The organism is Salipiger aestuarii, from assembly GCF_003259905.1.
GTDB classification, from domain to species: Bacteria; Pseudomonadota; Alphaproteobacteria; order Rhodobacterales; family Rhodobacteraceae; genus Salipiger; species Salipiger aestuarii.
This window is the reverse complement of the sequence record NZ_QLMG01000005.1, coordinates 34,792-59,086: the sequence shown is the minus strand read 5'-3', so window position 1 is coordinate 59,086 and position 24,295 is coordinate 34,792. Positions and strand designations below refer to the sequence as shown.

Sequence of the window (24,295 nt, the reverse complement as noted above, 5' to 3'; positions counted from 1 at the left end):
CCGACACTGCCCGCGCATTTTGCGCGGGATCGGGCCCCGTTTCAGTTACGGCGTCAGGATTTCAGCCCCGAGTATCGCCGGATCAAGCCCCTGCGGATCGGCTTTTGCCACATCCGCCTTTGTTCCTTATCCGGTGAATCGCCAAAGAACGGTTAACGCTGCCTTTGAATCTCACCTAAAAGCGCGGAAATCAGCGCCTCGCGATCCATCCCGCTGTCGCGCGCCAGTTTCATCAGGCCAAAATGCACGCGCGCCATTTCCTGATAATAGCTGGTGTAGGCATAGTTGGTCGCCGCGCCGGCGGCGGCCCCAAGGATCGGCACCGCCTGTGCAGCCAGCTTCTGGCCCAGCACGGTGGCAAAACGCGGCGCCACCTTCGCGATCACGCCGTGCAGCGTGGCCCCGGTCAACGTCACCCGCGCCGACAGGAACGCCATGTCGGCGCCATCGTCCCTGGCCATCGGACCGGCGCTGCCAAAGACCGCCAGGCATTCGCGCCGGATCTCGGGGGCGTCAGGGTCGAATCCGTGCTCTGCCGCAATGCCCTGGATCGAGCGCAGCAAGACGGTCGTGGTCACGGGAATTTCGGCCAGTGCCGACGGTAGCCCGCCCGCGCCCCCCGCCGCCCCCATCGCCGTGGTCAGCGCGGTGTTGAACCAGGATTTCTGATCCCGAACCACCCCGCGCGACCCCGCCGCCACGGACATCGAGGTCTCAAGCGCACGCTCCGTCACGCCTTCAAGCCGTTCCTTGACCCGGTCAGGCAGGCGTTCCAGCAGGTTTTCCGCCTGCCCGCCAAACGCGTTCAGCACCGCCATGCCCATGCCTCCGGCAGAACGGTAGCGTCGGGCAAGCGCGCCGATTTCGGTTTCAACGGCTTGCGGCACAAGAGCGGTTCCGGTCATCGGGTTCTCCTTCTGTCGCTCTAAAAGATCGGCCCTGCGCGGCGAAATTCAAGAATGGCGCGTCACCTCACCCGCCGCGACGCCCCACGCCCCCGGAACAAGTTCATGACCCAGCACCCGCTCGGGATTGGTCGGCGGCGGCATCACCACATGCTCAAGCCTGAAAAACCCGAAGCGGCGGTAATAGGGCTCGTCCCCGACAAGGATCACCCGCGCCCATTCCAGCGCCCGCGCCCGTTCCAGAGTGTCGCGGATCAACGCCGCGCCCAACCCCTCGCCCTGCGCGGTGGGATGGACCGCCACAGGACCCAGCAACAGCGCTTGCCAGCGCCCGACCCGCACCGGCCAATACCGGATCGCCCCGCCCAGGTTGCCCGTCTCGTCGCGCGCCACCCGGCACAGCTCGGCCACCGGGGGCACCGCGTCACGCAACCGGTACGACGACAACAGCATCCGCCCCGGCGCGAAACACAGATCGTACAGCGTCTCGATTTCCCACCAGTCGTCGGGTCTTTCCTGTGACAGCCTGAACAGCGCGCCTTCCCCCCGTGCATTCGGTTCGCATTCGTCCTAACAGGGACAGATATAAGCGCAACCATCCGGGATGACAGCCATGTTTTACCGCCCCGAGGACGGGCACGGCCTGCCCCACAACCCGTTCAACGCCATCGTGACGCCCCGCCCCATCGGCTGGATCTCGACGCGCGGAAGGATGGGCGACAATCTCGCCCCCTACAGCTTTTTCAACGCCGTCGCCTATGTGCCGCCGCAGGTCATGTTCTCGTCGACCTGGTCGAAAGAAGATCGCGGCGACACCAAGGACACCGTCGCCCAACTGCGCGAACACGGCGAATTCTGCGTCAACATCGTGGAATTTGCGATGCGCGACAAGATGAACACCACGGCGGGCCTGTGGGAGGCCGGCACCGATGAATTCGCGCTTGCCGGCATTGACAAGGCCGAATGCGAAACCATCGACTGCCCGCGCGTGGCCAATGCGCCCGCCTCGCTGGAATGCAAGGTCGTGCAAACCCTGCAGCTACCGGGGGAATCCAACTTCGCCACCTTCGGTGAGGTCACCGGCATCCACATGCGCGACGACTGTCTGGTCGATGGCCGGTTCGACATCACACGGTTTCATCCGCTTACCCGATTGGGGTATCGGGATTATTCGGCCATTCGCGAGGTGTTCTCGCTCAAGCGTCCGGGCGAATGACACGGGGGCGCGGCGCGCCCTTTCGCTTCATCTTGCCAGTTAAACTCCGGGGGGAGACGCCGCAAGGCGGCGGGGGGCAGCGCCCCCCTCTGCCCTTGCCGCCCGCTCCCGCCCCCAAATGAAAAGCGCCGCGAGGGGGCCCCCGCGGCGCGTCGTCGGTCGCGATGCCCGCCCGGTCAGTGGCCGCCAAGGATGCCCGTGCGCACCGGGTAATCCACCGCCAGCGCATAATCGGGATCGTCCGCGCTATCGACCACAAGATGCCCGGCCTTGCGCAGCAGCCGGTGACAGTCGCGCGACAGATGTCGCAGCGAAATTGACTTGCCCGCAGCTTCGTATTTCGACGCGACCGCCTCGATCGCCTGCAATGCCGACTGGTCGACCACGCGGCTGTCGGCGAAATCGACAATCACCCGCGACGGATCGCCCACGGTGTCGAACAATTCGACAAACCCGTCGGACGACCCGAAGAACAGCGGCCCCTGCACCTGATAGACCTTGGCGCCCTCCGGCGTCGTATAGGTTTTGGCATGTATACGCCGCGCGTTGTTCCACGCATAGGCCAGCGCCGACACGATCACACCGACGACAACGGCAACCGCAAGATCTTCGTACACTGTCACCACGGTCACCAGCACGATGACAAAGGCATCCGTCAGCGGCACCTTGAACAGGATGCGCAAGGAATTCCACGCAAAGGTGCCGATCACCACCATGAACATCACGCCGACCAGCGCCGCCAGCGGGATGATCTCGATCAGCGGCGAGGCGACGAGGATGAAGCTCAGCAGGAACAGCGCCGCCGCGATCCCGGCGATGCGCGTGCGCCCGCCGGATTTCACGTTGATCATCGACTGGCCGATCATCGCACAACCGCCCATGCCGCCAAAGAACCCGGTGACCACGTTCGCCGCGCCCTGCGCCATGCATTCCTGGCTGGCACCGCCGCGCTGGCCGGTCATCTCGCCCACAAGGTTCAGCGTCAGCAGCGATTCGATCAGGCCGATGGCCGCCAGGATCACCGCATAAGGCAGGATGATCTGCACCGTGTCCCATGTCAGCGGAACCGCAGGAATGTGGAACGGGGGAAAGCCGCCCTCGATCGACGCAAGATCCCCGACGCGCGGCGTATCAAGCCCCAGCACGATGACCACCGCCGCCGTGACCGCGATCCCGGCCAGCGGCGCGGGCACGATCCGGGTCACGCGCGGCAACAGCCAGATCACCGCCATGGTCAGCGCCACGAGCCCCAGCATCACAACCAGCGGCAGCCCCGACAGCCAGGCCCCACCCGTCGTGCCATGCCCCGTCACCTCGGTCGTGCCGGGGACCTTGAATTGCGTCAGCTGCGCCAGAAAGATCACAATGGCCAGACCGTTCACAAAGCCAAGCATCACCGGATGCGGCACCAGCCGGATAAATTTGCCCCAGTGCAGCGCCCCCGCGATCAGCTGCAAAACCCCCATCAGGACAACGGTCGCGAACAGATATTCGACCCCGTGCTGCGCCACCAGCGCCACCATGACCACGGCAAGTGCACCAGTCGCGCCGGAAATCATCCCCGGACGCCCGCCGAAAATCGCGGTGATCAGACCGACCATGAACGCGGCATAAAGCCCGACCAACGGGTGAACCCCAGCGACAAAGGCAAAGGCCACCGCTTCGGGCACCAGCGCAAGCGCCACGGTAAGACCGGACAACACGTCGGTCTTGGCCTGCCCCGCCGTCAGCGCGGTGGTCGGAGACACCCGAAGATCGGGCATGGTGATGCTGTCGGCGTATCGCGCCAGTAGGGCCTTGGCCATGTCGGTTCCTGTTCCATTCGGTGTCGGTTCAGCCGCTCATACTGCGCCGCAGCGAAAAACGCCACCACCCCCACCCGCATGACCCGCCGCTTTGCCGCGTCAAAGCCGGCGTGCGATGTCAAAGCCGCTTGCAACCGCGAACAAGCCGTGCGCCAACTTGCAAAGCACCCCCAGCGCAGGAACGGACCATGACCCCCATAAGGATCGGCGTGATCGGAGGCTCGGGCCTTTATGACATGGACGCGCTTGAAAACAAGCACTGGACCCGCGTCGATACCCCCTGGGGGGCGCCCTCGGACGACATTCTGACCGGTACACTGGCCGGCGTCGCGATGGTCTTTTTGCCCCGGCACGGGCGCGGGCATGTGCACGACCCGGCTACGGTGCCGTATCGCGCCAATATCGACGCGCTCAAGCGGCTCGGGGTCACCGACGTGATCTCGGTTTCCGCCTGCGGGTCGTTTCGCGATACCATGGCGCCGGGTGATTTCGTCATCGTCGATCAGTTCATCGACCGGACCGTTGCGCGCGACACAAGCTTTTTCGGCACCGGATGCGTGGCGCATGTGTCGCTGGCGCATCCCGCCTGCGCCCGGCTGGGGGCCGCCTGCCACGCCGCCGCGCTGGACGCGGGCATCACGGTCCACGACGGCGGCACATATCTTGCCATGGAAGGCCCGCAATTCTCGACCATGGCGGAATCGAAGATGTATCGCGAACAGTGGGGCGCGGACGTCATCGGCATGACCAACATGCCCGAAGCCAAGCTCGCCCGCGAGGCTGAGCTTTGCTATGCTTCCGTGGCCATGGTGACCGATTACGACAGCTGGCATCCCGACCACGGCGCCGTCGAAATCACCGACATCCTGCGGCTGATGCAGAGCAACGCAGACAAGGCGCGCGCATTGCTCACCCGGCTGCCCGCGCTGCTGGGGGCCGCGCGCGCACCCTGCCCGCATGGCTGCGACCGGGCGCTGGACCACGCGCTGATGACCGCCCCCGACAAACGCGACCCGGCGGTGCTGGCCCGGCTGGATGCGGTCGCCGGGCGCGTTCTGGGCTAGGCGCGCGTCGGCGACGGCCGTGCGACGCCGGCCTTGCCCGCGCACGCGAACCCTGATTAAGTGACACGAAAGAGCCACCGCACCATGCCCCTCGACCTCTGGTTGACCTTTGTCGCCGCCTCGACCGCCCTGCTGTTGCTGCCCGGCCCGACGGTGTTGCTGGTGTTGTCTTACGCACTGTCAAAGGGTCGCCCTGTCGCGCTTGCCTCGGCCGCGGGCGTGGCGTTTGGAGACTTCGTCGCCATGACGCTGTCGCTCGCGGGGCTGGGCACGCTGATCCTGGCCTCGTCGACGCTGTTCGTCGTGCTCAAATGGATCGGGGCGATATGGCTGATCTGGCTGGGACTGAAATTGCTGCGCTCGGCGCCCGGCACAGGCGTTGCCCTGCCCGAAACCGCGATCACCGGCCGGGGTGTGTTCGGCCATACCGCAGCGGTCACGGCGCTGAATCCCAAGAGCATCGGCTTCTTCATCGCCTTCGTGCCGCAGTTCGTCGACACGACCGCCCCCTTGCTGGGCCAGTTCGCCATACTCGTCGCGACGTTCGTCACCCTCGCGGCGATGAACGCGCTGGCCTATGCGCTGGCCGCCGACCGGCTGCGCCGAGTCATCGCGCGCCCGTCGGTCCTGGTCTGGCTGACCCGTGCCGGGGGCACCGCCTTGATCGGGATGGGCCTGCTGACAGCCACGCTGCGGCGCAGCAGCTAGCCCGCCGCCGAAGGTTCGCCGTCCCGCCCGGCGCCAAGCACGAGACGCCGGGCAGGTGCGATTGCCCGCCGGGATCAGGCCGCGTTGGCCGCCTTGCGCGGAGTCGCTGCGTTCTGGTCGATGAAGTCAAGCACCAGAGGGCGGATGTTGTTGCGCCAGCTCTTGCCCGCGAAGATGCCGTAATGCCCAGCGCCGGGTTCAAGATGGCTGGCCTTCTTTGAATCCGGCAGGCCGGTGCACAGATCCAGCGCCGCGACGCATTGGCCCGGCGCGGAAATATCGTCATTCGCGCCTTCGACCGTCTTGACCGCCACATCGGTGATCCGACCGATATCGACCTTGTGCCCGTCAACGACAAAGGTGTTCTTGGCGATCTCGCCGTTCTTGAAGATCCGCTCGACGGTCGACAGATAAAATTCCGCCGGCATGTCCATGACCGCAAGATATTCATCGTAGAACCGGTTGTGCGCGTCATGGTCCGTCGCCTCGCCGCGCGCCACCTTCATGATCTCGTCCGAGAACGCCTTGGCGTGGCGTTCAAGGTTCATCGCCATAAAGGACCCGAGTTGCAAAAGCCCCGGATAGACCAGCCGCCCGACGCCGGGGTATTTGAACCCGACCCGCTGAACCATCGTTTCTTCCAGCTGGCCCATGGTCACGCGATTGCCGAAATCGGTCACTTCGGTAGGGGTCGCATCCGGGTCGATCGGCCCGCCGATCAGCGTCAGCGTGCGCGGCTGCGCCTTGGGATCGAGTTCGGCCAGATACGCCGTCGCCGCCAGCGTCAGTGGCGCCGGCTGGCACACCGCGATCACGTTGGTGTCAGGGCCGAGGTGGCGCATGAAATCGACCAGATACAGCGTGTAATCCTCGATATCGAACTTGCCGCAGCTCACGGGGATGTCACGGGCGTTCTTCCAGTCGGTCACATAGACCTCGGCATCCGGGATCAGCGAGATCACGGTCGAGCGCAGCAGCGTCGCGTAATGTCCCGACATCGGCGCCACGACCAGGACCTTGCGCGGCTTTTCCTCGCGCTCGGCGACGTTGAAATGGATCAAATTGGCGAACGGCTTGTCCAGCACGGTTGTCTTGTGAACGAGGTGGTCCTTGCCGTCGTTGCAGGTGATCGTCCGGATCCCCCAGGACGGCTTGACCGCCATGCGTTTGTAACTGCGCTCGGCCACTTCGCCCCAGGCCGCCATCCAGGTGATCGCAGGGTTCGGAATCGCGGAAAAGGCGGGGTATGAGGCCATCGCCTTGGCCGTCGCACCCGCCCACTGGTTGGTGTTGCGAAATGTTTCCATCAGGTCGTAGGTCGCCATGTACCGCATGTGCGATGTCTCCTGTCTTTCTGCCCGCATCGGTACAGTACGCACCGCCAGGTGCCCCCATACGACCATTTCCTTACGGACCTGCTACGGGAACAAGCTGCGCGCCACCCTGCTGTGCGCGCGCGACCCGCGTCCTGTCAAACAAATTCGCCGCTTTGAGCATCGGGGCAGGCTCGTTATCCTTGGTCCATGTAAAGATAGGGGGGATTCGCAACCATGACAACAAACGCCGATGTCATCAGTCCCGAGCGCGAGAAGCTCGAGGAAAATCTTGCGAAAGTCGAAGCACTTACACAGCGTCTGCTTGGGGCGCTCGCCGCCCGCAAACCCGTGAACTCGGCGCTGGCCGGACCCGATCCCGCGCTTTACGCCCAGGCGATGAGCGCCTATTGGCAGGACTGGGTCAAGAACCCCGCCAAAGTCTTCGAACAACAGGTCGGGTATTGGGGAAAATCGTTTCAACACTACCTGGAGGCGAACCAGGCGCTGGCCGAGGGTCGCCTTTCCCCACCCGAAGACACCGGCCCCTCTGACAAGAGGTTCCGCAACCCGCTGTGGGACAGCCATCCCTATTTCAACTTCGTCAAGCAGCAATACCTGATAAACGCCGACGCGATCCGCACCGCGGTCGACGAGATCGACGATCTTGGCCCGACCGAAAAACGCCGTCTGCGCTATTTCGCCGAGCAGATCACCGACATGATGGCGCCGACCAATTTCTTCGCCACCAACCCCGACGCACTGCAAAAGGCCATCGACACCGAAGGCGACAGCCTGGTGAAGGGGCTGGAAAACCTCGTCGCGGACCTTGAGGCCAACAACGGCGAACTAGTGGTGCGGCTGGTCGATGAAGAGGCGTTCGAAATCGGCGGTAACATCGCCACCGCGCAGGGCAAGGTGGTCTGGCGCAACCGGATGATGGAGCTGATCCAGTATTCGCCCACCACCGACACGGTTCATGAAACGCCCGTCGTGATCTTTCCGCCCTGGATCAACAAGTTCTACATCCTTGACCTGAAACCCCAGAACAGCCTGATCCGTCACATCGTCGATCAAGGGTACACGCTGTTCGTTGTCAGCTGGGTGAACGCGGATGAAAGCTATCGCGATGTCGGGCTCGAAGATTACATCGAAGAAGGTTACCTGACCGCCATGCGCCATGTGCGCGAGATCTGCGGCACCAGGCAGGTCAACGCGGTGGGCTATTGCATCGCGGGCACCACGCTGGCGCTGACCCTGTCGTTGCTGAAAAAGCGCGGCGACAAGCAGGTGAAATCCGCGACCTTCTTCACCACCCTCACCGATTTCAGCGACCAAGGCGAATTCGCCCCTTTCCTTCAGAACGATTTCGTCGACGGCATCGAAAAGGAAATCGAGGCCAGCGGCGTTCTGAAAAGCTTTATCATGGCGCGCACCTTTTCGTTTCTGCGCTCGACCGACCTGATCTACACGCCTGCGATCCGGTCCTACATGATGGGCGAAACGCCGCCCGCCTTCGATCTGCTGTACTGGAACGGCGATGGTAGCAACCTGCCGGGCAAGATGGCGATGCAGTACCTGCGCGAGCTGTGTCAGCGCAACGAATTCGCCGAAGGGCGGTTCAAGCTGATGGGAGAGACGCTGAACATTCGCGATGTCGATGTCCCGGTGATTTCGATCGCGGCGGAAACCGACCACATCGCCGCGTGGAAGGATTGCTATCGCGGCGTGCAGAAGATGGGCGGCCGGTCCAAGGCGTTCATCCTGTCAGAATCCGGTCACATCGCGGGAATCGTGAACCCTCCGAGCAAGAAGAAATACGGGCATTACCTGAACCCCGATCTGAGCCAGGCGGCCCCCGACTGGCAGGCCGGCGCCGAGTTTCACGAGGGGTCGTGGTGGCCGACGTGGGAAGCCTGGCTCAAGAAACGGTCGGGCAAGCAGGTGCCCGCGCGCGCGCCAGGTGATTCGGCGCATCCGGTGCTTTGCGACGCGCCGGGAACCTATGTTCGCGTGAAAGCTAACCACTAAACACGGCCAAACGCTTATTTATGCCGCGTCGCAGAAATTTTTCTTGAAATGCTGCGGTGCAGCATTCATATTGGTGTCAGCCGATCAAATCGGGGGGTGGGCCCCTGAGGCAGACAGACAGGAATTTTGAAATGGCCGCCAAGACGCAAGACTTCACCGCCATGATGAAAGACATGATGGGGTCCTTTCCCGTTGACACCAAGGCCATGGACGAGGCCTTCAAGACCACCGCGACGCTGAACGAAAAGCTGTCGTCGGTCGCGCTTGAAGCCGCCGAAAGGTCGACCGAGATCTCCGCCAAGTGGACCAAGAACACGCTGACCAAGATGTCGGAAATGGCCAAGGTCAAGGCAGAGCCCGCCGACTACGCCAAGGCGATGACCGATTTCGCCTCTGCTCAGGCCGAGACCGCTGCTGAAAACATGGCCGCCTTCGCCGAGATCGCAAAAAAGGTCCAGATGGACACCGTGGAACTGATGATGGCCGCCGGCAAGGACTTCACCGAAGACGCGTCTGCCGCCGTCAAGAAGGCCACCGACGACATGACCTCAGCCGCCAAGAAAGCGTCCACCAAGTAAATATGCCTTGTCGCCGCCCCTCGCGCGACACTTGCTGCATTGCTCCCCTCTCCTCCCGATCAGGGCGCAATATGGTGGGGCGGGTTCCTTGGCGAGCCCGCCCTTTTTTTATCAGTCGGCCCATGCCCTCCTCCGTCACCGGCAGCATCGGCGGATGGGCGCCGGGAATATGACGCTTTTGAGAAATATCGCTGCCACCCCTTGCAATGCTGCGTCGCAGCATAGACATTTGCAGCAACACCCCCAAGGCGGCGGTGCCCCGCCGCAAATCCCCCTGAAGGAGGAGATTTCAAGATGGCAATGACCGAAGACTTCACCGCCAAGATGAAAGAAATGATGGACGGGTTCCCGATGGATACCGTCAAGCTGGAAGAGGCGTTCAAGACCTCGGCGGCCTACAGCGAAAAGGCAAGCTCGATCGCGCTTGATGCGGCAGGCAAAAGCACCGACATCTCGGTCGGTTTCACCATGGAAACGCTGGGACGGATGGGCGACCTTGCCAAGGCGCGCCCCGAACCGATGGATTACGCGCAGGCGATATCGGATTTCACCTCGGCGCAGATGACATCGCTGTCGGACAACATGACCGCCCTCACCGAAGTCGCAAAGGCCGCCCAGAGCGAAACGATGGAACTGTTGATGTCGTTTGGCCAGGACATGGCCGACGAGGCGTCAGCCGCGACCACCACCGCCGCCAAGGCCACAAGCAGCGCCGCGACCAGCACCGCAAGCGCGGCCAAGACCACCACGCGCCGCGCCACCAGCACCGCGAAAAAGGCCGCGACCGACACCGCGGATGCAGTGACGCCCCCGGCCGACAGCTGATTGCAGCCAATCGGGTATGACAAAACGCGGCCCCGTTTTGGGCCGCGTTTCACGTTCCGGGGCCGGCCTTACGTCAATCGACGATGGTCGCCGCGGTCGCCGCGCGCAGATCTTCTGCGCTGACGCCTTCGGCGGTTTCGACGATCTTCAGACCGCCGTCGACCACATCCAGCACGCCCAGGTTGGTGATGATCCGGTCCACCACGCCCTTGCCGGTCAGCGGCAGGGTACAGGCCTTCAGCACCTTGCTGTCGCCGTGCTTGTTGGTGTGATCCATGACCACGATGACCTTGCCGACACCGGCCACCAGATCCATCGCGCCGCCCATCCCCTTGATCAGCTTTCCGGGGATCATCCAGTTCGCCAGATCGCCGTTTTCGGCCACCTCCATCGCGCCCAGGATCGCCGCCGCGATCTTGCCGCCCCGGATCATGCCAAAGCTGGTGGCACTGTCGAAATAAGACGTGCGCGCAAGCTCGGTGATGGTTTGCTTGCCTGCGTTGATAAGGTCGGGGTCTTCTTCGCCCTCGTACGGAAAAGGCCCCATGCCCAGCATGCCGTTTTCCGATTGCAGCGTGATGTCCTTGTCGCCGACATAATTGGCGACAAGCGTCGGAATGCCGATCCCGAGGTTCACATACCAGCCGTCTTCCAGCTCTTGCGCCGCACGGGCGGCCATCTGATTGCGATCCCAGGGCATTACGCGTCCTCCCGCTTGCGTGTGGTGCGCTGTTCGATGCGCTTTTCGTGCTCACCCTGGATGATCCGGTGCACATAGATGCCGGGCAAGTGGATATGATCCGGGTCAAGGGATCCGCGCGGGACGATCTCTTCGACCTCGACGACGCAAACCTTGCCGCACATCGCGGCGGGCGGGTTGAAATTGCGCGCGGTCTTGCGGAACACCAGATTGCCGGTGTCGTCGGCCTTCCAGGCCTTGACGATGGACAGGTCGGCAAAGATGCCCTCTTCGAGGATGTAATCCTCACCGGCCCAGTTTTTCACCTCCTTGCCCTCGGCGATCACCGTACCCACACCCGTCTTGGTGTAAAAACCCGGAATGCCGCTGCCGCCCGCGCGCATTCGCTCGGCCAGGGTGCCCTGAGGGTTGAACTCCAGCTCAAGCTCGCCCGACAGATACTGACGCATGAATTCGGCATTTTCACCGACGTAAGAGCTCATCATCTTCTTGATCTGCTTGGTATCGAGAAGCTTGCCAAGCCCAAAGCCATCCACGCCGCAGTTGTTCGACGCGACGGTGAGATCCTTGACGCCGCTTTCGACCACCGCGTCGATCAGCAGTTCGGGAATGCCGCAAAGGCCAAATCCGCCCGCGGCGATCAGCATCCCGTCATGCAGAAGGCCGTCAAGCGCCTCTGCCGCGGAACCGTAGACTTTCTTCATAAGAAGCTCCTCCAAGGTCAGGTCGCACGCAGTGTTGCCGCGCCCTTGAAGGAGAGTCAACGAAGGCATCGCCCCCGCCGCCGCCAACAGTTCAGCCGTCGGAAGATGCCTGTTTCGCTGCGGTTTTTTTCGCCGCAGGTTTCTTTGCGGGCGCCTTGCCCGCAGCCGATTTCCTCGGCGCGGCTTTCTTGGGCGCGGCTTTCTTGGCCGCGGGCTTTTTCGCCGCGGTCTTTCTGCCACCTTTCTTCGCGGATTTCTCGGCGATCAGCGCCAGCGCCTGCTCCATAGTCAAATCGGCGGGTTCGACATCCTTGGGCAGCGTCGCATTCACCTTGTCCCATTTGACATAAGGACCGTACTTGCCCTCGAACACCGCGATCTTGCCGCCATCGGGGTGATCGCCCATTTCACGGATCGCCTTGGCGGCGGTGCGCCCGCGACCGGGATTGGCCCGCTTGTGCGCGATCAGTTCGACCGCGTGGTTCATGCCGATCTCGAAAACTTCCTGAAATTCCTTGAGGTTGACATAGGTCGGTTTTTCCTCGCCCTCGGCCTGGTGCATGATGTAGGGGCCGAACCGGCCAAGGTTCGACTTGATCTCGCCGCCCTCGGGATGGGTGCCCACGACGCGCGGCAGGGTCAGCAGCGTGATCGCCTTTTCCAGCGTGACATCTTCGGGCGCCCACCCAGGCAGATACGCCCCGCCCTTCTTGGGCAGCGAGGCGCGCGGGGGTTTCTTGTTCTCGGGCGTGGGTTCACCGCGCTGCACATAGGGACCGAACCGCCCGGCCTTGAGCCAGATCTCGTCGCCCTCGTGTTCACCAAGCAGCTTTTCCTCGCCATCCGCGCCCTCGCCCGCGATCGGACGGGTGTAGGTGCATTCGGGATAATTGCCGCAGCCGACAAACCCGCCGGTGCGCGAGGTTTTCAGATGCAGGCGCCCCTGTCCGCATTTGGGGCAGATGCGCGGGTCCGACCCGTCTTCGCGGGGCGGATAAAGCTGCGGCGCAAGAGCGTCGTCCAACACGTCAAGCACTTCGGAAATCCGCAATTCGGAGGTTTCCGAAATCGCCGCCGAAAAGTCGCGCCAGAACTTGGCGAGAACCGCCTTGTAGTCCATCTCGCCCGCCGACACCTCGTCAAGCTCGTTTTCAAGCTCGGCGGTGAATTCGTATCCAACGTATTTGCGAAAGAAATTCAGCAGGAAGATCGTGACGATGCGGCCCTTATCCTCGGGAAACAGACGGTTCTGTTCCTTGCGGACGTATTCGCGTTCCTGAATAGTCGTGATGACGCTGGCATAGGTCGACGGGCGCCCAATGCCCAGTTCTTCCATGCGCTTGACCAGCGTCGCCTCGGTGTAGCGCGGCGGCGGCTGGGTAAAGCTTTGTGTGCCAAGTACGGCGCCGTTTTCGGCGAGCACCGCCGAAGAGCTTTTCTGCATGCCGGGCTTTGCGTCTTCGACCACGCTGTCGCCACGTTCGGCGGCCTTGTCGTATTGCGCCTGAAGCGTCGCCTTCGCGAAATTCGCCGGTTCGCCCTGCATGATCTGCGGCAGGCGGCTGTCGTCGTCTTCGGCGACGTCGTCGCGACCTTCCTCATAGACCCGCAGGAAACCATCGAACAGCACCACCTGACCGGTGGCGCGCAGGCCGACCTGTCCGTCCTGGGACCGAATGTCGACGGTGGTGCGTTCAAGCCGCGCGCCTTCCATCTGCGCGGCAAGCGTGCGTTTCCAGATCAGATCGTACAGCTTGCGCTGATCTTCCTCACGCAGCTTCAGGCTGGCCGCATCCTTTGTCATATCCGTGGGGCGGATGCATTCATGCGCTTCCTGCGCGTTCTTGGCCTTGTTCTTGTAGATGCGCGGGCTTTGCGGCACATATTCCTTGCCGTAGCGATCCGCGATGGCGTCGCGACAGGCGCCGATCGCCTCGGGCGCCATGTCGATGCCGTCGGTCCGCATATAGGTGATGTGCCCGGCCTCGTACAGACGCTGCGCCGCGTTCATGCACACCCGCGCGCCCATGCCGAACTTGCGGCTTGCCTCTTGCTGAAGGGTCGAGGTCATGAACGGGGCCGAGGGGTTGCGGCTGCCGGGCCGGGCCTCGACGCTGTCGATAAACAGCTTGCGCGAGGTGACGGCCTGCACCGCAAGTTCGGCCTCGGTGGCGTTGGGAATGTCGAAGCGGTCAAGCTTGCGCCCGCCCAGAAGCGTCAGACGCGCCTCGTAGTCCTGGCCCCGCGGCGTGGTCAAAAGCGCCTTGACCTGCCAGTATTCGCGGGCGTCGAATGCCTCGATTTCCATCTCGCGTTCGACGATGAGCCGCAGGCAGACCGACTGCACGCGTCCCGCGCTGCGTGCGCCGGGCAGTTTGCGCCACAGCACCGGCGACAGGTTGAACCCGACAAGGTAATCAAGCGCCCGGCGGGCGAGATACGCCTCGACCAGCGGCGCGTCGATCTCGCGCGGATTGTTCATCGCCTCGGTGACCGCCGCCTTGGTGATCGCGTTGAAGGTTACGCGGCTGACGGCGGTGTCCTTCTTGATCGAGCGCCGCTTGGTCAGCGCCTCCTTGAGGTGCCACGAGATTGCCTCCCCCTCGCGATCGGGGTCGGTTGCGAGGATCAGCGCGTTGTCGGTTTTCAGCGCCTCGGCGATGGCAGACACATGCTTGCGGGAATCGTTGCCGATCTCCCATGTCATGTCGAATTCGTTGTCTGTGTCGACCGAACCGTCCTTGGCCGGCAGATCGCGCACATGCCCGTAAGATGCCAGAACCGTATAGTCGGGCCCCAGATACTTGTTGATTGTCTTGGCCTTGGCAGGGGATTCGACAACGACGACGGGCATGGATGAAAGACCTTTTTCTCGTAAAGCGTCCGACGGACGGACCGCTTGGCGTATGGCGGGGCACGATGTGCCGTGCAAGGGGGAAATGTCAATCGACCTGCCGTGACGTCCCTGTGACACACGCCTTGATTGTGCCTTTTTCGCGGTTTTCGCCAGGATTTCGGCTTGCACGAGGGGTCAGGCCCGCGACAACATGCCCCCCGGCCGACGCCTGATATGGCCGTCCAGTTCGAGGTCGGTCAGCACCGGAGTCACCACGCCGGACGGCGCATCCAGATCGCGGATGAGTTGATCTTCGGGCACCGGTGAATGGCCAAGCCGCGACAGGATTTCGCCATGCAGGTTCGCCGTTTCGCGCAGCCCCCGCTTTTCCGGGGCCGGCGCGGGCACGATCGGCAAATCCATTTCGACCTGCGCCACCTGCACGGCCGGCGCAATCGCCTCGATCACGTCATCGGCGCCGCGCACCAGGCGCGCGCCGTCGCGGATCAGCATGTTGCAGCCGCTGGCGCGCGCGTCGAACGGGTGCCCCGGCACAGCCAGGACCTCGCGTCCCTGATCAAGGGCAGCGCGCGCAGTGATGAGAGAGCCTGATTTCGCCGCCGCCTCGACCACCACCGTGGCCCCGGACATCCCCGATACGATGCGGTTGCGCGCGGGAAAATGGCGGGCATGCGGCTGAGCGCCCATCGGCTGTTCGGACACCAGCGCACCACCGCCATTGCGAATATCTTCGGCCAGGCGGGTGTTTTCGGACGGGTACAGCACGTCGACACCACCCGCCATCACAGCGACGGTGCCGCTGCCCAGTGCCGCCTGATGCGCCGCCGTGTCGATACCACGCGCCAGCCCCGAGACCACGACGAACCCTTCCTTGCCAAGCTCCTTGGCAAGCGATTTCGCCATCCGTCCGCCCAGAGACGACGCATTGCGCGCGCCCACCAGCGCCACTGCAGGCCGACCGAGCGCGGCCACATCCCCCGCAACCCACAGCATCGGCGGCGCGTCGGCGATCTGTGCCAGCAGGGGCGGATAGCCCGGTTCGCCCGCGAAAACCGCCCGGGCGCCATAAATCCTTGCGGCCTTGAGTTCGGCCATCGCCACCCCGGTCGGGCAGACGTGATAATCGTCGACCCCGGCGGCGGCCGCGATAACGGGAAGTTCCGCCAGCGCGGCCTCTGCGCATCCATGTTCGGAGAGAAGTCGCCAGAAGGTCGCAGGACCCACCCGGCGTGAGCGCAAGAGACGGAGCCAGGCCAACCGAGCCTCTTCCGTGGTGGGTGGGAGTGGGGGGTGATTGGAAGAAAAGCTGTTGCTGTTCTCGGTCATCCCGTGCTCCGTCTGCTTGCTGAGATATTGGTAGCCCCTGACTGGTTAATGCGCGGTAAACCAAACAAGGCGCGAATTTGAATTCGCACAAGCCGTTGTTTCAAAGCGAAACATCCCGACGATTCCGCGCCGGGATGCCACCATGACCCCAGAATCGGGCAGAATCGCCTAAGCTGCGGCGCCCCCCACCGTCAGCCCGCCGATCATCACAGTCGGCTGCCCGACGCCCACCGGCACCCATTGCCCCTGCTTGCCGCAATTCCCCATGCCCGGATCAAGCGCCATGTCGTTGCCAAGCGCGCGGATATGCTGCAACGCGGTGGCGCCATCGCCGATCAGCGTGGCGCCTTTCACCGGTGCGCCGACCTTGCCGTTCTTCACCCGATACGCCTCGGTGCAGGAGAACACGAACTTGCCGTTGGTAATGTCCACCTGCCCGCCGCCGAAGCCCACGGCCCAGATGCCATCGCGCAGATCGGCCACGATATCCTGCGGGTCGGTCTCTCCACCCAGCATATAGGTGTTGGTCATGCGTGGCATCGGCGCATGGGCATAGCTTTCACGCCGCCCGTTGCCTGTGGGGGCGACCCCCATCAACCGGGCGTTCTGACGATCCTGCATGTAGCCCACCAGAATACCATCTTCGATCAGCACGTTCCTGCCCGACGGCGTGCCCTCGTCATCCACCGTCAGCGATCCGCGCCGATCGGGCAGCGTGCCATCGTCCAGCACCGTGACGCCCGGCGCCGCGACGCGTTGCCCCATCAGCCCGGCAAAGGCCGAGGTCTTCTTGCGGTTGAAATCGCCCTCCAGCCCGTGGCCGATGGCCTCGTGCAGCAATATCCCCGGCCAGCCCGGCCCCAGCACGATGTCCATGACCCCGGCGGGCGCGGGTTCGGCGCGCAGGTTCACCAGTCCGATGCGCAGCGCCTCGCGGGCCTTGGCCTGCCAGTCCGACGCTTCGAGCATACCGTCGAGCACATAACGTCCGCCGCCCGAGGCGCCGCCGCTTTCGCGGCGCCCGTTTTCCTCGACGATGACGCTGACGGTCACGCGGGTCATGGGACGGATATCGGTCACCAGCCCGCCCTCGGGCCGCAGGATCGCGACCTCCTGACAACTGGCGGCGATGGTCGCGGTCACCTGAACGACGCGGGAATCCAGCGCGCGGGTGTAAGCGTCGATCTCACGCAGGATGTCCACCTTGACGGGAAAGGCCTGCCCCGCGATCGGGTCGGCGTCGGTATAAAGCGTGCGGTTGGTGCCCATCGGCGGCGCCGCCATGATTCCGCCGCCGTCACCCACCGCAAGGCGCGCGGTTTCGCCGGCGCGCCTGATCGCCTGTTCGGAAATCTCGGTGGAATGGGCGTAGCCGGTCACCTCGCCGTTGACCGCGCGCAGACCGAATCCCTCGGACGCATCGTAGCTGGCCGTCCTGATTCGTCCGTCGTCCAGAACCAGAGCCTCGCCGCGCCTGCGTTCCAGGAACAGCTCGCCATCCTCGGCCCCCGCCAGCGCCGCACGCACCAAAGACAGCGTGCGATCCTTGTCCAGCGCGGTTTCGAAAGGGCGAAAAGGGGCGTCGGGCATGGGGTTTCCTTCGTCTTGGTTGATCCGGATCAAAAAAATCTCTTTTTCGCGACCTTCGATCCGGTTTAATTGCGGCACAACATGTGCTCTTTAGGGTGCGTGGACAATGGGGAGGAGGATCAAACCCGCGCGCTTTGCCCGGGTTTGATCCTCCTGTGACGATTCAAGACCGACCGCAACGGCGTAAAGAGGATGCGCGCCGCAGCGGTTACAGACCGATAAACAGGATCAGGTGACAGACAGATGCGCAAGATTTCGATGCTGACGGGCCTCGCAGCCAGCCTTACGGCAGCCCCCGCTCTCGCCCAGGGGCTCGAGGTGGTTGGGCGCCCGCACCAGGGCGGGATCGGCTTTCAGCCCGCCGCGACGGAACTCGCCCGTGACCTGCAATGGCTCGACGGGATGCTGCTGGTGATCATCACGGCGATCTGCCTGTTCGTCATCGGCCTGCTGATTTATGCCTTCGTGCGGTTCAACCGTCGCACCAACCCGACGCCCGCCAGCTTTACCCACCACACCCCGGTCGAGGTGGCCTGGACCCTCGGTCCGATCCTGATCCTGCTGGTGATCGGCGCGTTCTCGCTGCCGGTCCTGTTCAAGCAACAGGAAATCCCCGAGGGGGACATCGTCATCAAGGTGACCGGATACCAGTGGTACTGGGGCTATGAATATGTCGGCGAGGATCTGGGCTATGAAGGCTACATGATCGGCGCGCCGGCCACCGGGGGCGACAACCGCCTGAACGCCGATGTCGAGGCGCAACTGGTCGAAGCCGGCTACACCCGTGACGAATGGTTGCTGGCAACCGACACTTCGGTCGTCGTTCCCGTCGGCGCCACGGTCGTGATGCAGGTGACCGGCGCGGACGTGATCCACAGCTGGACCATCCCCGCCTTTGGCGTGAAACAGGACGCGGTACCGGGCCGGATCGCGGAACTGTGGTTCGCCGCCGAGCGCGAAGGCGTGTATTTCGGTCAGTGTTCCGAGCTCTGCGGCATCAGCCACGCCTACATGCCGATCACCGTCAAGGTTGTCAGCCAGGAGGCATACGACGCCTGGCTGGCGGCCTCCAAGGAAGAGGGCGGCTATGTGGATGTGCGCCAGTTCCTCGCCAACAGCTGACAGAGACCCATCTTGCGAGGGGCGGCCGATCCGCCCCTCCTTCTGACAGGTAAAGACCAACGGCATGACCGATCTTTCGACCAACAGCAGCTTTTCCGACACCCGGCCTCAGGATGCCGGGTTCGCCGATTACTTTGCCCTGCTCAAGCCGCGGGTGATGACCCTTGTGGTGTTCACGGCGCTGGTCGGACTGCTTGCCGCGCCCGTCCCCGTTCACCCGTTCATCGGCTTTTGCGCCATCCTGTTCATCGCCGTGGGCGGGGGCGCGTCCGGCGCCCTGAACATGTGGTGGGATGCCGACATCGACCAGGTGATGAAGCGCACTTCCAAGCGTCCGATCCCGTCGGGGCGGGTCGATAGCGGCGAGGCGCTGGCCATCGGGCTGGTGCTGTCGGCGTTTTCCTGCGTTTTTCTTGCCCTGGCGACGAATCTTCTGGCGGGCGGACTGCTGGCCTTTACCATTTTCTTCTATGTGGTGGTCTACACCATGTGGCTGAAACGCTCGACGCCGCAGAACATCGTCATCGGCGGCGCGGCGGGCGCCTTTCCCCCGATGATCGGCTGGGCGGCCGCGACCGGGCAGATCGGCATCGAATCGGTCCTGATGTTCTGCCTGACCTTCATGTGGACGCCGCCGCATTTCTGGGCGCTGGCGCTGTTCATGCGGTCCGATTACGACGACGCGGGCGTGCCGATGCTGACGGTGACCCACGGCCGCCGGTCGACCCGCGTGCATATCCTAGTCTATACCGTGCTGCTGGCGGCCCTTGCCGTCGGCACCGGGTTCACCGCGATCGGCGGGCCGGTCTATCTGGCCGTGGCCGTGGTGCTGAACGCGCTGTTCCTGAAAGGCGCATGGAACATTTACCACCGCGACGAGACCGCGTCGGAACTGGACAATTTCGCCACTGAACGGCGCTTCTTCAAACTGTCACTGCTGTACCTGTTCGCCCATTTCGGCGCGATCCTGCTAGAGGCCGGGCTGGCCCGTTTCGGCATGGGAGGCTGGACATGAGCATCACCAAGACGCACGAGCTGCACAAGCGCAGGTTCAGCCGCAACGTCGGTGTGGGGCTGCTGCTCGCCGCGTTCATCGCCATCGTCTTCGGCATGACCGTGGTCAAGATCACCAGCGGCGATGTCGGCGCCGCCCTTCAGGGCAAGTCGAGGGTTGAAAATGGCGATTGACCGGAAATCCAGAACGGTTCTGCAACTGGTCGGCGTCGTGGTTTTCATGGGCGCGATGGCTTGGGCGTCGGTGCCGTTCTACAACTGGTTCTGCCGCGTCACCGGCTTTGCCGGGACCACGAATGTCGCGACGGGACCATCGTCGGAAATCCTCGATCGCAAGATCAAGATCCGTTTTGACGGCTCCAAGGCGCGGGGCTTCGGCTGGGATTTCAAACCCGCGCAGACCGAAATGACCCTGCGCATCGGCGAAGAAGGCCTGGCCTTTTACGAGGCATACAACCCCACCGACCGCCCCATCGCCGGGCAGGCGGCCTATAACGTCTACCCCTATGAGGCGGGCGGATATTTCAACAAGATCGAATGCTTCTGCTTTACCGAGCAGGTGCTGATGCCCGGAGAACGCGTGATGATGCCGGTCAGTTTCTTCGTCGACCCCGAAATCGTGGACGACGAAGATGCCAAATATACCAAGCACATCACGCTTAGCTACACTTTCTACGAGATCGACCTGCCCGACGGCGCGCAGGCCGCTCTTGACACCGAAACCACGGGCACAACCGTGAATTAAGACCGCCTTACCGCGAGGGAGAACGAGACGACATGGCGCACGCGAAGAATCACGATTACCACATATTGCCGCCCTCGGTCTGGCCGCTCATCGCCGCAGTCGGGGCCTTTGTCATGCTCTTCGGCGCGGTGCTGTGGATGCACGGATCGGGCCCCTGGATTTTTCTCGCGGGCTTTGTCGCCGTGCTGTATGTGATGTTCGGCTGGTGGTCGGACGTCGTCAGCGAAAGCAAGGTCGGCGACCATACCCCGGTGGTGCAGATCGGCCTGAAATACGGCTTCATCCTCTTCATCATGTCCGAGGTGATGTTCTTTTTCGCCTGGTTCTGGAGCTTCTTCAAGCATGCCATGTATCCGATGGGGCCGAACTCTCCGGCGGTCGATGGTGTCTGGCCCCCTGCGGGGATCGAAACCTTCGACCCGTGGCACCTGCCGCTGATCAACACCATGATCCTGCTGTGCTCGGGCTGTGCGGCCACCTGGGCCCACCACGCCCTGGTGCATGAAAACAACCGCGAAGACATGAAATGGGGGCTGATCCTGGCCATCGTGCTGGGCGCAATCTTTACCGTGTTCCAGGTCTACGAATACAGCCACGCTGCCTTTGGCTTTTCGGGTAACATCTACGGGGCCAATTTCTTTATGGCGACCGGGTTTCACGGCGCGCATGTTTTGATCGGAACGATCTTTCTGTTCGTCTGCCTGCTGCGTTTGCTGAACGGCCATTTCACACCGACCAAGCATGTCGGTTTCGAGGCCGCGGCCTGGTACTGGCACTTCGTCGATGTGGTATGGCTGTTCCTGTTCGCTGCGGTCTACGTCTGGGGCGGCTGATCTCGCGCACCCTGTGCAATGCCAAAGAGCGGGCCCGGCGCCCGCTCTTTTCATGTCTGCCGCCCTGCGCCCCGCTGTTGCGCATCGAACCTTGCGCACCGCCGGCGGGCAGTGTTGTGAGGCCGGCAGGGATGCAGTACCCATAGGCTGATCGCCATCCACAGGGAGGACAGGATGACACACGGTATCGACACGTTGCAGGTTCACGCCGGGGCACGCCCCGATCCTGCAACCGGCGCGCGGCAAGTGCCGATTTATCAGACGACCGCCTATGTCTTTCGCGATGCGGACCACGCGGCCGCGTTGTTCAACCTTCAGGAGGTCGGATATATCTATTCCCGGCTGACCAACCCGACGGTGTCTGCCCTGCAAGAGCGTGTGGCGACGCTGGAAGGCGGCGCCGGGGCCGTCTGCTGTTCATCTGGGCACGCGGCACAGATCATGGCGCTGTTCCCGTTGATGGGGCCGGGGCTGAACATTGTCGCATCGACGCGCGCCTACGGCGGCACGATCACCCAGTTCAGCCAGACCATCAAGCGCTTTGGCTGGTCCTGCACCTTTGTCGATTTCGACGATCTGGCCGCGGTCGAGGCCGCCATCGACGACAACACGCGCGCGGTGTTTTGCGAAACCATCGCCAACCCCGGCGGCTATGTCACCGACCTTGACGCCATCGCCGCCATCAGTGACCGCGCGGGCATTCCGCTGATCGTCGACAACACCGCGGCCACGCCTTACCTGTGCCGCCCGATCGACCATGGTGCGACGCTGGTGGTGCATTCGATGACCAAGTACCTCACCGGCAATGGCACCGTGACCGGCGGCTGCGTGGTGGATTCCGGGAAATTCGACTGGTCGGCGAGCGACAAGTTCCCGTCGTTGTCCGCGCCCGAGCCCGCCTATCACGGGCTGAAGTTTCACGAGACCTTTGGCAACCTTGCCTTTACCTTCCATTCCATCGCCATCGGCCTGCGCGATCTGGGCATGACTCTGAACCCGCAGGCGGCGCATTACACCCTGATGGGAATCGAAACGCTGTCGCTGCGGATGCAAAAGCACGTCGAAAACGCGGGGCGCATTGCGGCCTGGCTGGAAAATCATCCGGCGGTCGAACAGGTGACCTATCCGGGGTTGCCGTCTTCGCCCTACAACGACCGGGTGTCGCGGATCTGCCCCAACGGCGCGGGCGGATTGTTCACCGTAACGCTGAAATCGGGCTATGAGGGCTGCATGAAGTTCGTCGATTCACTCGAAATCTTCAGCCATGTCGCCAATCTTGGCGACACGCGCAGTCTGGTGATCCATTCCGCGTCGACCACCCACCGGCAGCTGAGCAAAGAGCAGCAGGTCGCGGCGGGCGCGGCACCGAATGTGGTGCGCATTTCCATCGGCATCGAAGACCCCGAGGATCTGATTGCCGATCTGGATCAGGCGCTGACCGCGTCGATGTGACCCGCAGGGGCGCCCGCTGCGGCGCCCCTAGCCGACCAGGCCGCGCACCTCTTCGCTGCTGACCACATGGCAGTAGATCATGTTGATGATGCGCAGCTCGGCCTCATGCAATTCACGCGTCGCCGCCGCACAGCAATCTTCGACCACCACGACGCCAAAGCTTTCGTCCGCGAGGCTGCGCACAGACGAGCTGATGCACTGGTCGGTAAAGATCCCGGCCACGATCACGTCCCGCACCCCCAGATTATGCAGCACCATCCGCAGGTTGGTGCCGGTCAGCGCGGAATCCGTGGTCTTGGTCACGACGATCTCGTCCCCCTGGGGGCCGACCGCATCCACGATCTGCGCGTCGGCGCGATCCTTGGGAAGCAGCAAGTGGTTGAAACCGGGCTTCTTTTGACTAAGCGAGCGGTCGCGCCCGTCTGCCTTGAGACAGGCGATGCGGGCGTGGATCACCTCGATCCCCTTTTCGCGTGCCCAGGCCTGCAAGCCGGCGGTGTTGGGAATCACTGTATCGTGCATCCGATTGATGAAGGGCCGCCAGCGGGCGGCTTCGACCGGATCGACAGACACCTCCAGATAGGTGTTCTGAATGTCGATCACCAAAAGCGCCGTGGCGGCCGGATCAAGCTGGATGTCATCGGGTTCGGGCGCGGCTTCGTAGTAAAAGCTGCGCCAGTCGGTCTTCCAGCCCATCAAATTTCGCCGATGGCGTCGACACTTTCGGGCAGGATCTGCCCGCCGTCGACCACGATCTGCTGGCCGGTGATATAGCCCGCCTCGTCGCTGGCAAAGAAAAGCGCGGCATTGCCGATGTCGGCCACCGCGCCCAGCCGTTGCAGCGGGATCGCGGCAGCCATACTGTCCAGATATTCCTGCCCCAGACCGGCCAGCCCTTCGGTCATGATGTTGCCCGGCAGCACCGCGTTGATCGTGGTGCCATAGCGCGCCAGTTCCATCGCGGCGGTGCGCAGGAATCCCAGCTGGCCTGCCTTGGACGCGCCGTAATGCGACCAGCCCGGATAGCCGGTGACCGGCCCTGTGATGGACGAGGTCAGCACCACCCTTCCCTTGCCTGCCGCCTCGAACACCGGGATGCAGGCCTTGACGCACAGAAAGCTGCTTTTGAGGTTCACCGACATGACGTCGTCCCAGTCTTCGGGGGCCATGTCGACCATCTTGACCTGTGGAAAGATGCCCGCGTTGGCGCACAGGATATCGACCCTGCCAAACGCCGCGAGGGTGGCGGCGACCATCTGCTGCACGCTTTCCCAGTCGGCAACGTCGGTCGGATGCCAGACCGCCGTGCCGCCGGCCGCGTCAATGGCGGCGACCGTATCCTGCGCCGCCGCTTCGCCACGCGCGGCGATCATCACCCTGGCGCCTTGCGCGGCAAATACCTCGGCGATGCCCCGGCCGATCCCCTTGGACCCGCCGGTGACGATCACCGATTTTCCTGCGATGGATGTCAGCATGGGGCGCTCCTGTTTTTGGCGCCCTGCATTTG

Annotated in this window: 23 protein-coding genes; 12 read left to right on the top strand and 11 right to left on the bottom strand. The window is 63.4% G+C overall.

Annotated elements, in window-relative coordinates:
• Window positions 1–152 precede the first annotated feature (152 nt).
• Both ATI53_RS04485 and ATI53_RS04480 read right to left on the bottom strand, forming a co-directional pair.
• Window positions 153–905, bottom strand: coding sequence for an EcsC family protein (locus tag ATI53_RS04485; RefSeq protein WP_009505241.1), 753 nt, complete (start codon window positions 903–905; stop codon window positions 153–155).
• A 48-nt stretch (window positions 906–953) separates the two neighbouring features.
• Window positions 954–1,439: a GNAT family N-acetyltransferase gene (locus ATI53_RS04480; protein ID WP_034452816.1), complete on the bottom strand. Its 486-nt coding sequence runs from the start codon at window positions 1,437–1,439 to the stop codon at window positions 954–956.
• 79 nt (window positions 1,440–1,518) lie between these two features.
• On the opposite strand from ATI53_RS04480, the gene ATI53_RS04475 reads away from it, so the two are divergent.
• Window positions 1,519–2,121, top strand: coding sequence for a flavin reductase family protein (locus ATI53_RS04475; protein WP_009505243.1), 603 nt, complete (start codon window positions 1,519–1,521; stop codon window positions 2,119–2,121).
• 176 nt (window positions 2,122–2,297) lie between these two features.
• Here the strand turns inward: ATI53_RS04475 and ATI53_RS04470 are convergent, their stop codons facing one another.
• Entirely contained in the window at window positions 2,298–3,926 is a 1,629-nt protein-coding gene (locus tag ATI53_RS04470) for a SulP family inorganic anion transporter (protein WP_111549813.1), read from the bottom strand.
• Between the two features lie 188 nt (window positions 3,927–4,114).
• On the opposite strand from ATI53_RS04470, the gene ATI53_RS04465 reads away from it, so the two are divergent.
• Together ATI53_RS04465 and ATI53_RS04460 are read left to right on the top strand one after the other, a co-directional pair.
• Window positions 4,115–4,990 carry an S-methyl-5'-thioadenosine phosphorylase gene (locus tag ATI53_RS04465; RefSeq protein ID WP_009505245.1) on the top strand — a complete coding sequence of 292 codons (876 nt, stop codon included), beginning with the start codon at window positions 4,115–4,117 and terminating at the stop codon, window positions 4,988–4,990.
• Between the two features lie 84 nt (window positions 4,991–5,074).
• Window positions 5,075–5,698, top strand: a complete 624-nt coding sequence (locus ATI53_RS04460) for a LysE family translocator (RefSeq protein ID WP_111549812.1) — start codon at window positions 5,075–5,077, stop codon at window positions 5,696–5,698.
• Window positions 5,699–5,772: 74 nt separating this feature from the next.
• Here the strand turns inward: ATI53_RS04460 and phaZ are convergent, their stop codons facing one another.
• Entirely contained in the window at window positions 5,773–7,032 is a 1,260-nt protein-coding gene (phaZ, locus tag ATI53_RS04455; protein WP_009505247.1) for a polyhydroxyalkanoate depolymerase, read from the bottom strand.
• Window positions 7,033–7,248: 216 nt separating this feature from the next.
• On the opposite strand from phaZ, the gene ATI53_RS04450 reads away from it, so the two are divergent.
• From ATI53_RS04450 to ATI53_RS04440, 3 genes are all read left to right on the top strand, one after another.
• Complete coding sequence (locus ATI53_RS04450; RefSeq protein ID WP_009505248.1) at window positions 7,249–9,042, top strand: PHA/PHB synthase family protein; 1,794 nt, start codon at window positions 7,249–7,251, stop codon at window positions 9,040–9,042.
• Between the two features lie 131 nt (window positions 9,043–9,173).
• Window positions 9,174–9,620, top strand: coding sequence for a phasin family protein (locus tag ATI53_RS04445; RefSeq protein WP_009505249.1), 447 nt, complete (start codon window positions 9,174–9,176; stop codon window positions 9,618–9,620).
• Between the two features lie 294 nt (window positions 9,621–9,914).
• The gene (locus ATI53_RS04440; protein WP_111549811.1) at window positions 9,915–10,445 is read left to right on the top strand and encodes a phasin; all 531 of its coding nucleotides are present in this window, start codon (window positions 9,915–9,917) and stop codon (window positions 10,443–10,445) included.
• A gap of 73 nt (window positions 10,446–10,518) precedes the next feature.
• Here ATI53_RS04440 and ATI53_RS04435 read toward each other — a convergent pair whose 3' ends face one another.
• From ATI53_RS04435 to tldD, 5 genes are all read right to left on the bottom strand, one after another.
• On the bottom strand, window positions 10,519–11,145 hold the full coding sequence (locus tag ATI53_RS04435; protein ID WP_009505251.1) for a 3-oxoacid CoA-transferase subunit B: 627 nt from the start codon (window positions 11,143–11,145) through the stop codon (window positions 10,519–10,521).
• Window positions 11,145–11,849: a CoA transferase subunit A gene (locus ATI53_RS04430; protein ID WP_111549810.1), complete on the bottom strand. Its 705-nt coding sequence runs from the start codon at window positions 11,847–11,849 to the stop codon at window positions 11,145–11,147. The genes ATI53_RS04435 and ATI53_RS04430 overlap by 1 nt, the downstream gene beginning before the upstream one ends.
• A gap of 91 nt (window positions 11,850–11,940) precedes the next feature.
• Window positions 11,941–14,703 (bottom strand): type I DNA topoisomerase, encoded by a 2,763-nt coding sequence (gene topA / locus ATI53_RS04425; RefSeq protein ID WP_009505253.1) that lies wholly within the window; start codon window positions 14,701–14,703, stop codon window positions 11,941–11,943.
• Window positions 14,704–14,880: 177 nt separating this feature from the next.
• Complete coding sequence (gene dprA / locus ATI53_RS04420; protein WP_170134523.1) at window positions 14,881–16,032, bottom strand: DNA-processing protein DprA; 1,152 nt, start codon at window positions 16,030–16,032, stop codon at window positions 14,881–14,883.
• A 168-nt stretch (window positions 16,033–16,200) separates the two neighbouring features.
• Window positions 16,201–17,622, bottom strand: a complete 1,422-nt coding sequence (gene tldD / locus ATI53_RS04415) for a metalloprotease TldD (RefSeq protein WP_009505255.1) — start codon at window positions 17,620–17,622, stop codon at window positions 16,201–16,203.
• A gap of 243 nt (window positions 17,623–17,865) precedes the next feature.
• Between tldD and coxB the strand changes: the two genes are divergently transcribed.
• From coxB to ATI53_RS04390, 6 genes are all read left to right on the top strand, one after another.
• The gene (gene coxB / locus ATI53_RS04410) at window positions 17,866–18,744 is read left to right on the top strand and encodes a cytochrome c oxidase subunit II (protein WP_009505256.1); all 879 of its coding nucleotides are present in this window, start codon (window positions 17,866–17,868) and stop codon (window positions 18,742–18,744) included.
• Between the two features lie 64 nt (window positions 18,745–18,808).
• A complete protein-coding gene (gene cyoE, locus ATI53_RS04405; RefSeq protein WP_009505257.1) occupies window positions 18,809–19,759 on the top strand; it encodes a heme o synthase in 951 nt (316 codons plus the stop codon).
• Window positions 19,756–19,932 carry a cytochrome c oxidase system small membrane protein gene (locus tag ATI53_RS23175; protein WP_009505258.1) on the top strand — a complete coding sequence of 59 codons (177 nt, stop codon included), beginning with the start codon at window positions 19,756–19,758 and terminating at the stop codon, window positions 19,930–19,932. The genes cyoE and ATI53_RS23175 overlap by 4 nt, the downstream gene beginning before the upstream one ends.
• A complete protein-coding gene (locus tag ATI53_RS04400; protein ID WP_009505259.1) occupies window positions 19,922–20,503 on the top strand; it encodes a cytochrome c oxidase assembly protein in 582 nt (193 codons plus the stop codon). The genes ATI53_RS23175 and ATI53_RS04400 overlap by 11 nt, the downstream gene beginning before the upstream one ends.
• 32 nt (window positions 20,504–20,535) lie before the next feature.
• The gene (locus tag ATI53_RS04395) at window positions 20,536–21,336 is read left to right on the top strand and encodes a cytochrome c oxidase subunit 3 (RefSeq protein ID WP_009505260.1); all 801 of its coding nucleotides are present in this window, start codon (window positions 20,536–20,538) and stop codon (window positions 21,334–21,336) included.
• A 174-nt stretch (window positions 21,337–21,510) separates the two neighbouring features.
• Window positions 21,511–22,788 (top strand): O-acetylhomoserine aminocarboxypropyltransferase/cysteine synthase family protein, encoded by a 1,278-nt coding sequence (locus ATI53_RS04390; RefSeq protein ID WP_009505261.1) that lies wholly within the window; start codon window positions 21,511–21,513, stop codon window positions 22,786–22,788.
• Window positions 22,789–22,815: 27 nt separating this feature from the next.
• Here the strand turns inward: ATI53_RS04390 and ATI53_RS04385 are convergent, their stop codons facing one another.
• Both ATI53_RS04385 and fabG read right to left on the bottom strand, forming a co-directional pair.
• Window positions 22,816–23,484, bottom strand: a complete 669-nt coding sequence (locus tag ATI53_RS04385) for a cysteine hydrolase family protein (protein WP_009505262.1) — start codon at window positions 23,482–23,484, stop codon at window positions 22,816–22,818.
• Entirely contained in the window at window positions 23,484–24,263 is a 780-nt protein-coding gene (fabG, locus tag ATI53_RS04380; RefSeq protein ID WP_009505263.1) for a 3-oxoacyl-ACP reductase FabG, read from the bottom strand. The genes ATI53_RS04385 and fabG overlap by 1 nt, the downstream gene beginning before the upstream one ends.
• Between the last annotated feature and the right edge of the window lie 32 nt (window positions 24,264–24,295).

Bases quoted from the DNA above. Each gene is read 5' to 3' on its own strand.
- ATI53_RS04485 (WP_009505241.1), bottom strand. From the start codon at position 905: ATGACCGGAACCGCTCTTGTGCCGCAAGCCGTTGAAACCGAAATCGGC.
- ATI53_RS04475 (WP_009505243.1), top strand. From the start codon at position 1,519: ATGTTTTACCGCCCCGAGGACGGGCACGGCCTGCCCCACAACCCGTTC.
- ATI53_RS04470 (WP_111549813.1), bottom strand. From the start codon at position 3,926: ATGGCCAAGGCCCTACTGGCGCGATACGCCGACAGCATCACCATGCCC.
- ATI53_RS04465 (WP_009505245.1), top strand. From the start codon at position 4,115: ATGACCCCCATAAGGATCGGCGTGATCGGAGGCTCGGGCCTTTATGAC.
- ATI53_RS04460 (WP_111549812.1), top strand. From the start codon at position 5,075: ATGCCCCTCGACCTCTGGTTGACCTTTGTCGCCGCCTCGACCGCCCTG.
- phaZ (WP_009505247.1), bottom strand. From the start codon at position 7,032: ATGCGGTACATGGCGACCTACGACCTGATGGAAACATTTCGCAACACC.
- ATI53_RS04450 (WP_009505248.1), top strand. From the start codon at position 7,249: ATGACAACAAACGCCGATGTCATCAGTCCCGAGCGCGAGAAGCTCGAG.
- ATI53_RS04445 (WP_009505249.1), top strand. From the start codon at position 9,174: ATGGCCGCCAAGACGCAAGACTTCACCGCCATGATGAAAGACATGATG.
- ATI53_RS04440 (WP_111549811.1), top strand. From the start codon at position 9,915: ATGGCAATGACCGAAGACTTCACCGCCAAGATGAAAGAAATGATGGAC.
- ATI53_RS04435 (WP_009505251.1), bottom strand. From the start codon at position 11,145: ATGCCCTGGGATCGCAATCAGATGGCCGCCCGTGCGGCGCAAGAGCTG.
- ATI53_RS04430 (WP_111549810.1), bottom strand. From the start codon at position 11,849: ATGAAGAAAGTCTACGGTTCCGCGGCAGAGGCGCTTGACGGCCTTCTG.
- topA (WP_009505253.1), bottom strand. From the start codon at position 14,703: ATGCCCGTCGTCGTTGTCGAATCCCCTGCCAAGGCCAAGACAATCAAC.
- dprA (WP_170134523.1), bottom strand. From the start codon at position 16,032: ATGACCGAGAACAGCAACAGCTTTTCTTCCAATCACCCCCCACTCCCA.
- tldD (WP_009505255.1), bottom strand. From the start codon at position 17,622: ATGCCCGACGCCCCTTTTCGCCCTTTCGAAACCGCGCTGGACAAGGAT.
- coxB (WP_009505256.1), top strand. From the start codon at position 17,866: ATGCGCAAGATTTCGATGCTGACGGGCCTCGCAGCCAGCCTTACGGCA.
- cyoE (WP_009505257.1), top strand. From the start codon at position 18,809: ATGACCGATCTTTCGACCAACAGCAGCTTTTCCGACACCCGGCCTCAG.
- ATI53_RS23175 (WP_009505258.1), top strand. From the start codon at position 19,756: ATGAGCATCACCAAGACGCACGAGCTGCACAAGCGCAGGTTCAGCCGC.
- ATI53_RS04400 (WP_009505259.1), top strand. From the start codon at position 19,922: ATGGCGATTGACCGGAAATCCAGAACGGTTCTGCAACTGGTCGGCGTC.
- ATI53_RS04395 (WP_009505260.1), top strand. From the start codon at position 20,536: ATGGCGCACGCGAAGAATCACGATTACCACATATTGCCGCCCTCGGTC.
- ATI53_RS04390 (WP_009505261.1), top strand. From the start codon at position 21,511: ATGACACACGGTATCGACACGTTGCAGGTTCACGCCGGGGCACGCCCC.
- ATI53_RS04385 (WP_009505262.1), bottom strand. From the start codon at position 23,484: ATGGGCTGGAAGACCGACTGGCGCAGCTTTTACTACGAAGCCGCGCCC.
- fabG (WP_009505263.1), bottom strand. From the start codon at position 24,263: ATGCTGACATCCATCGCAGGAAAATCGGTGATCGTCACCGGCGGGTCC.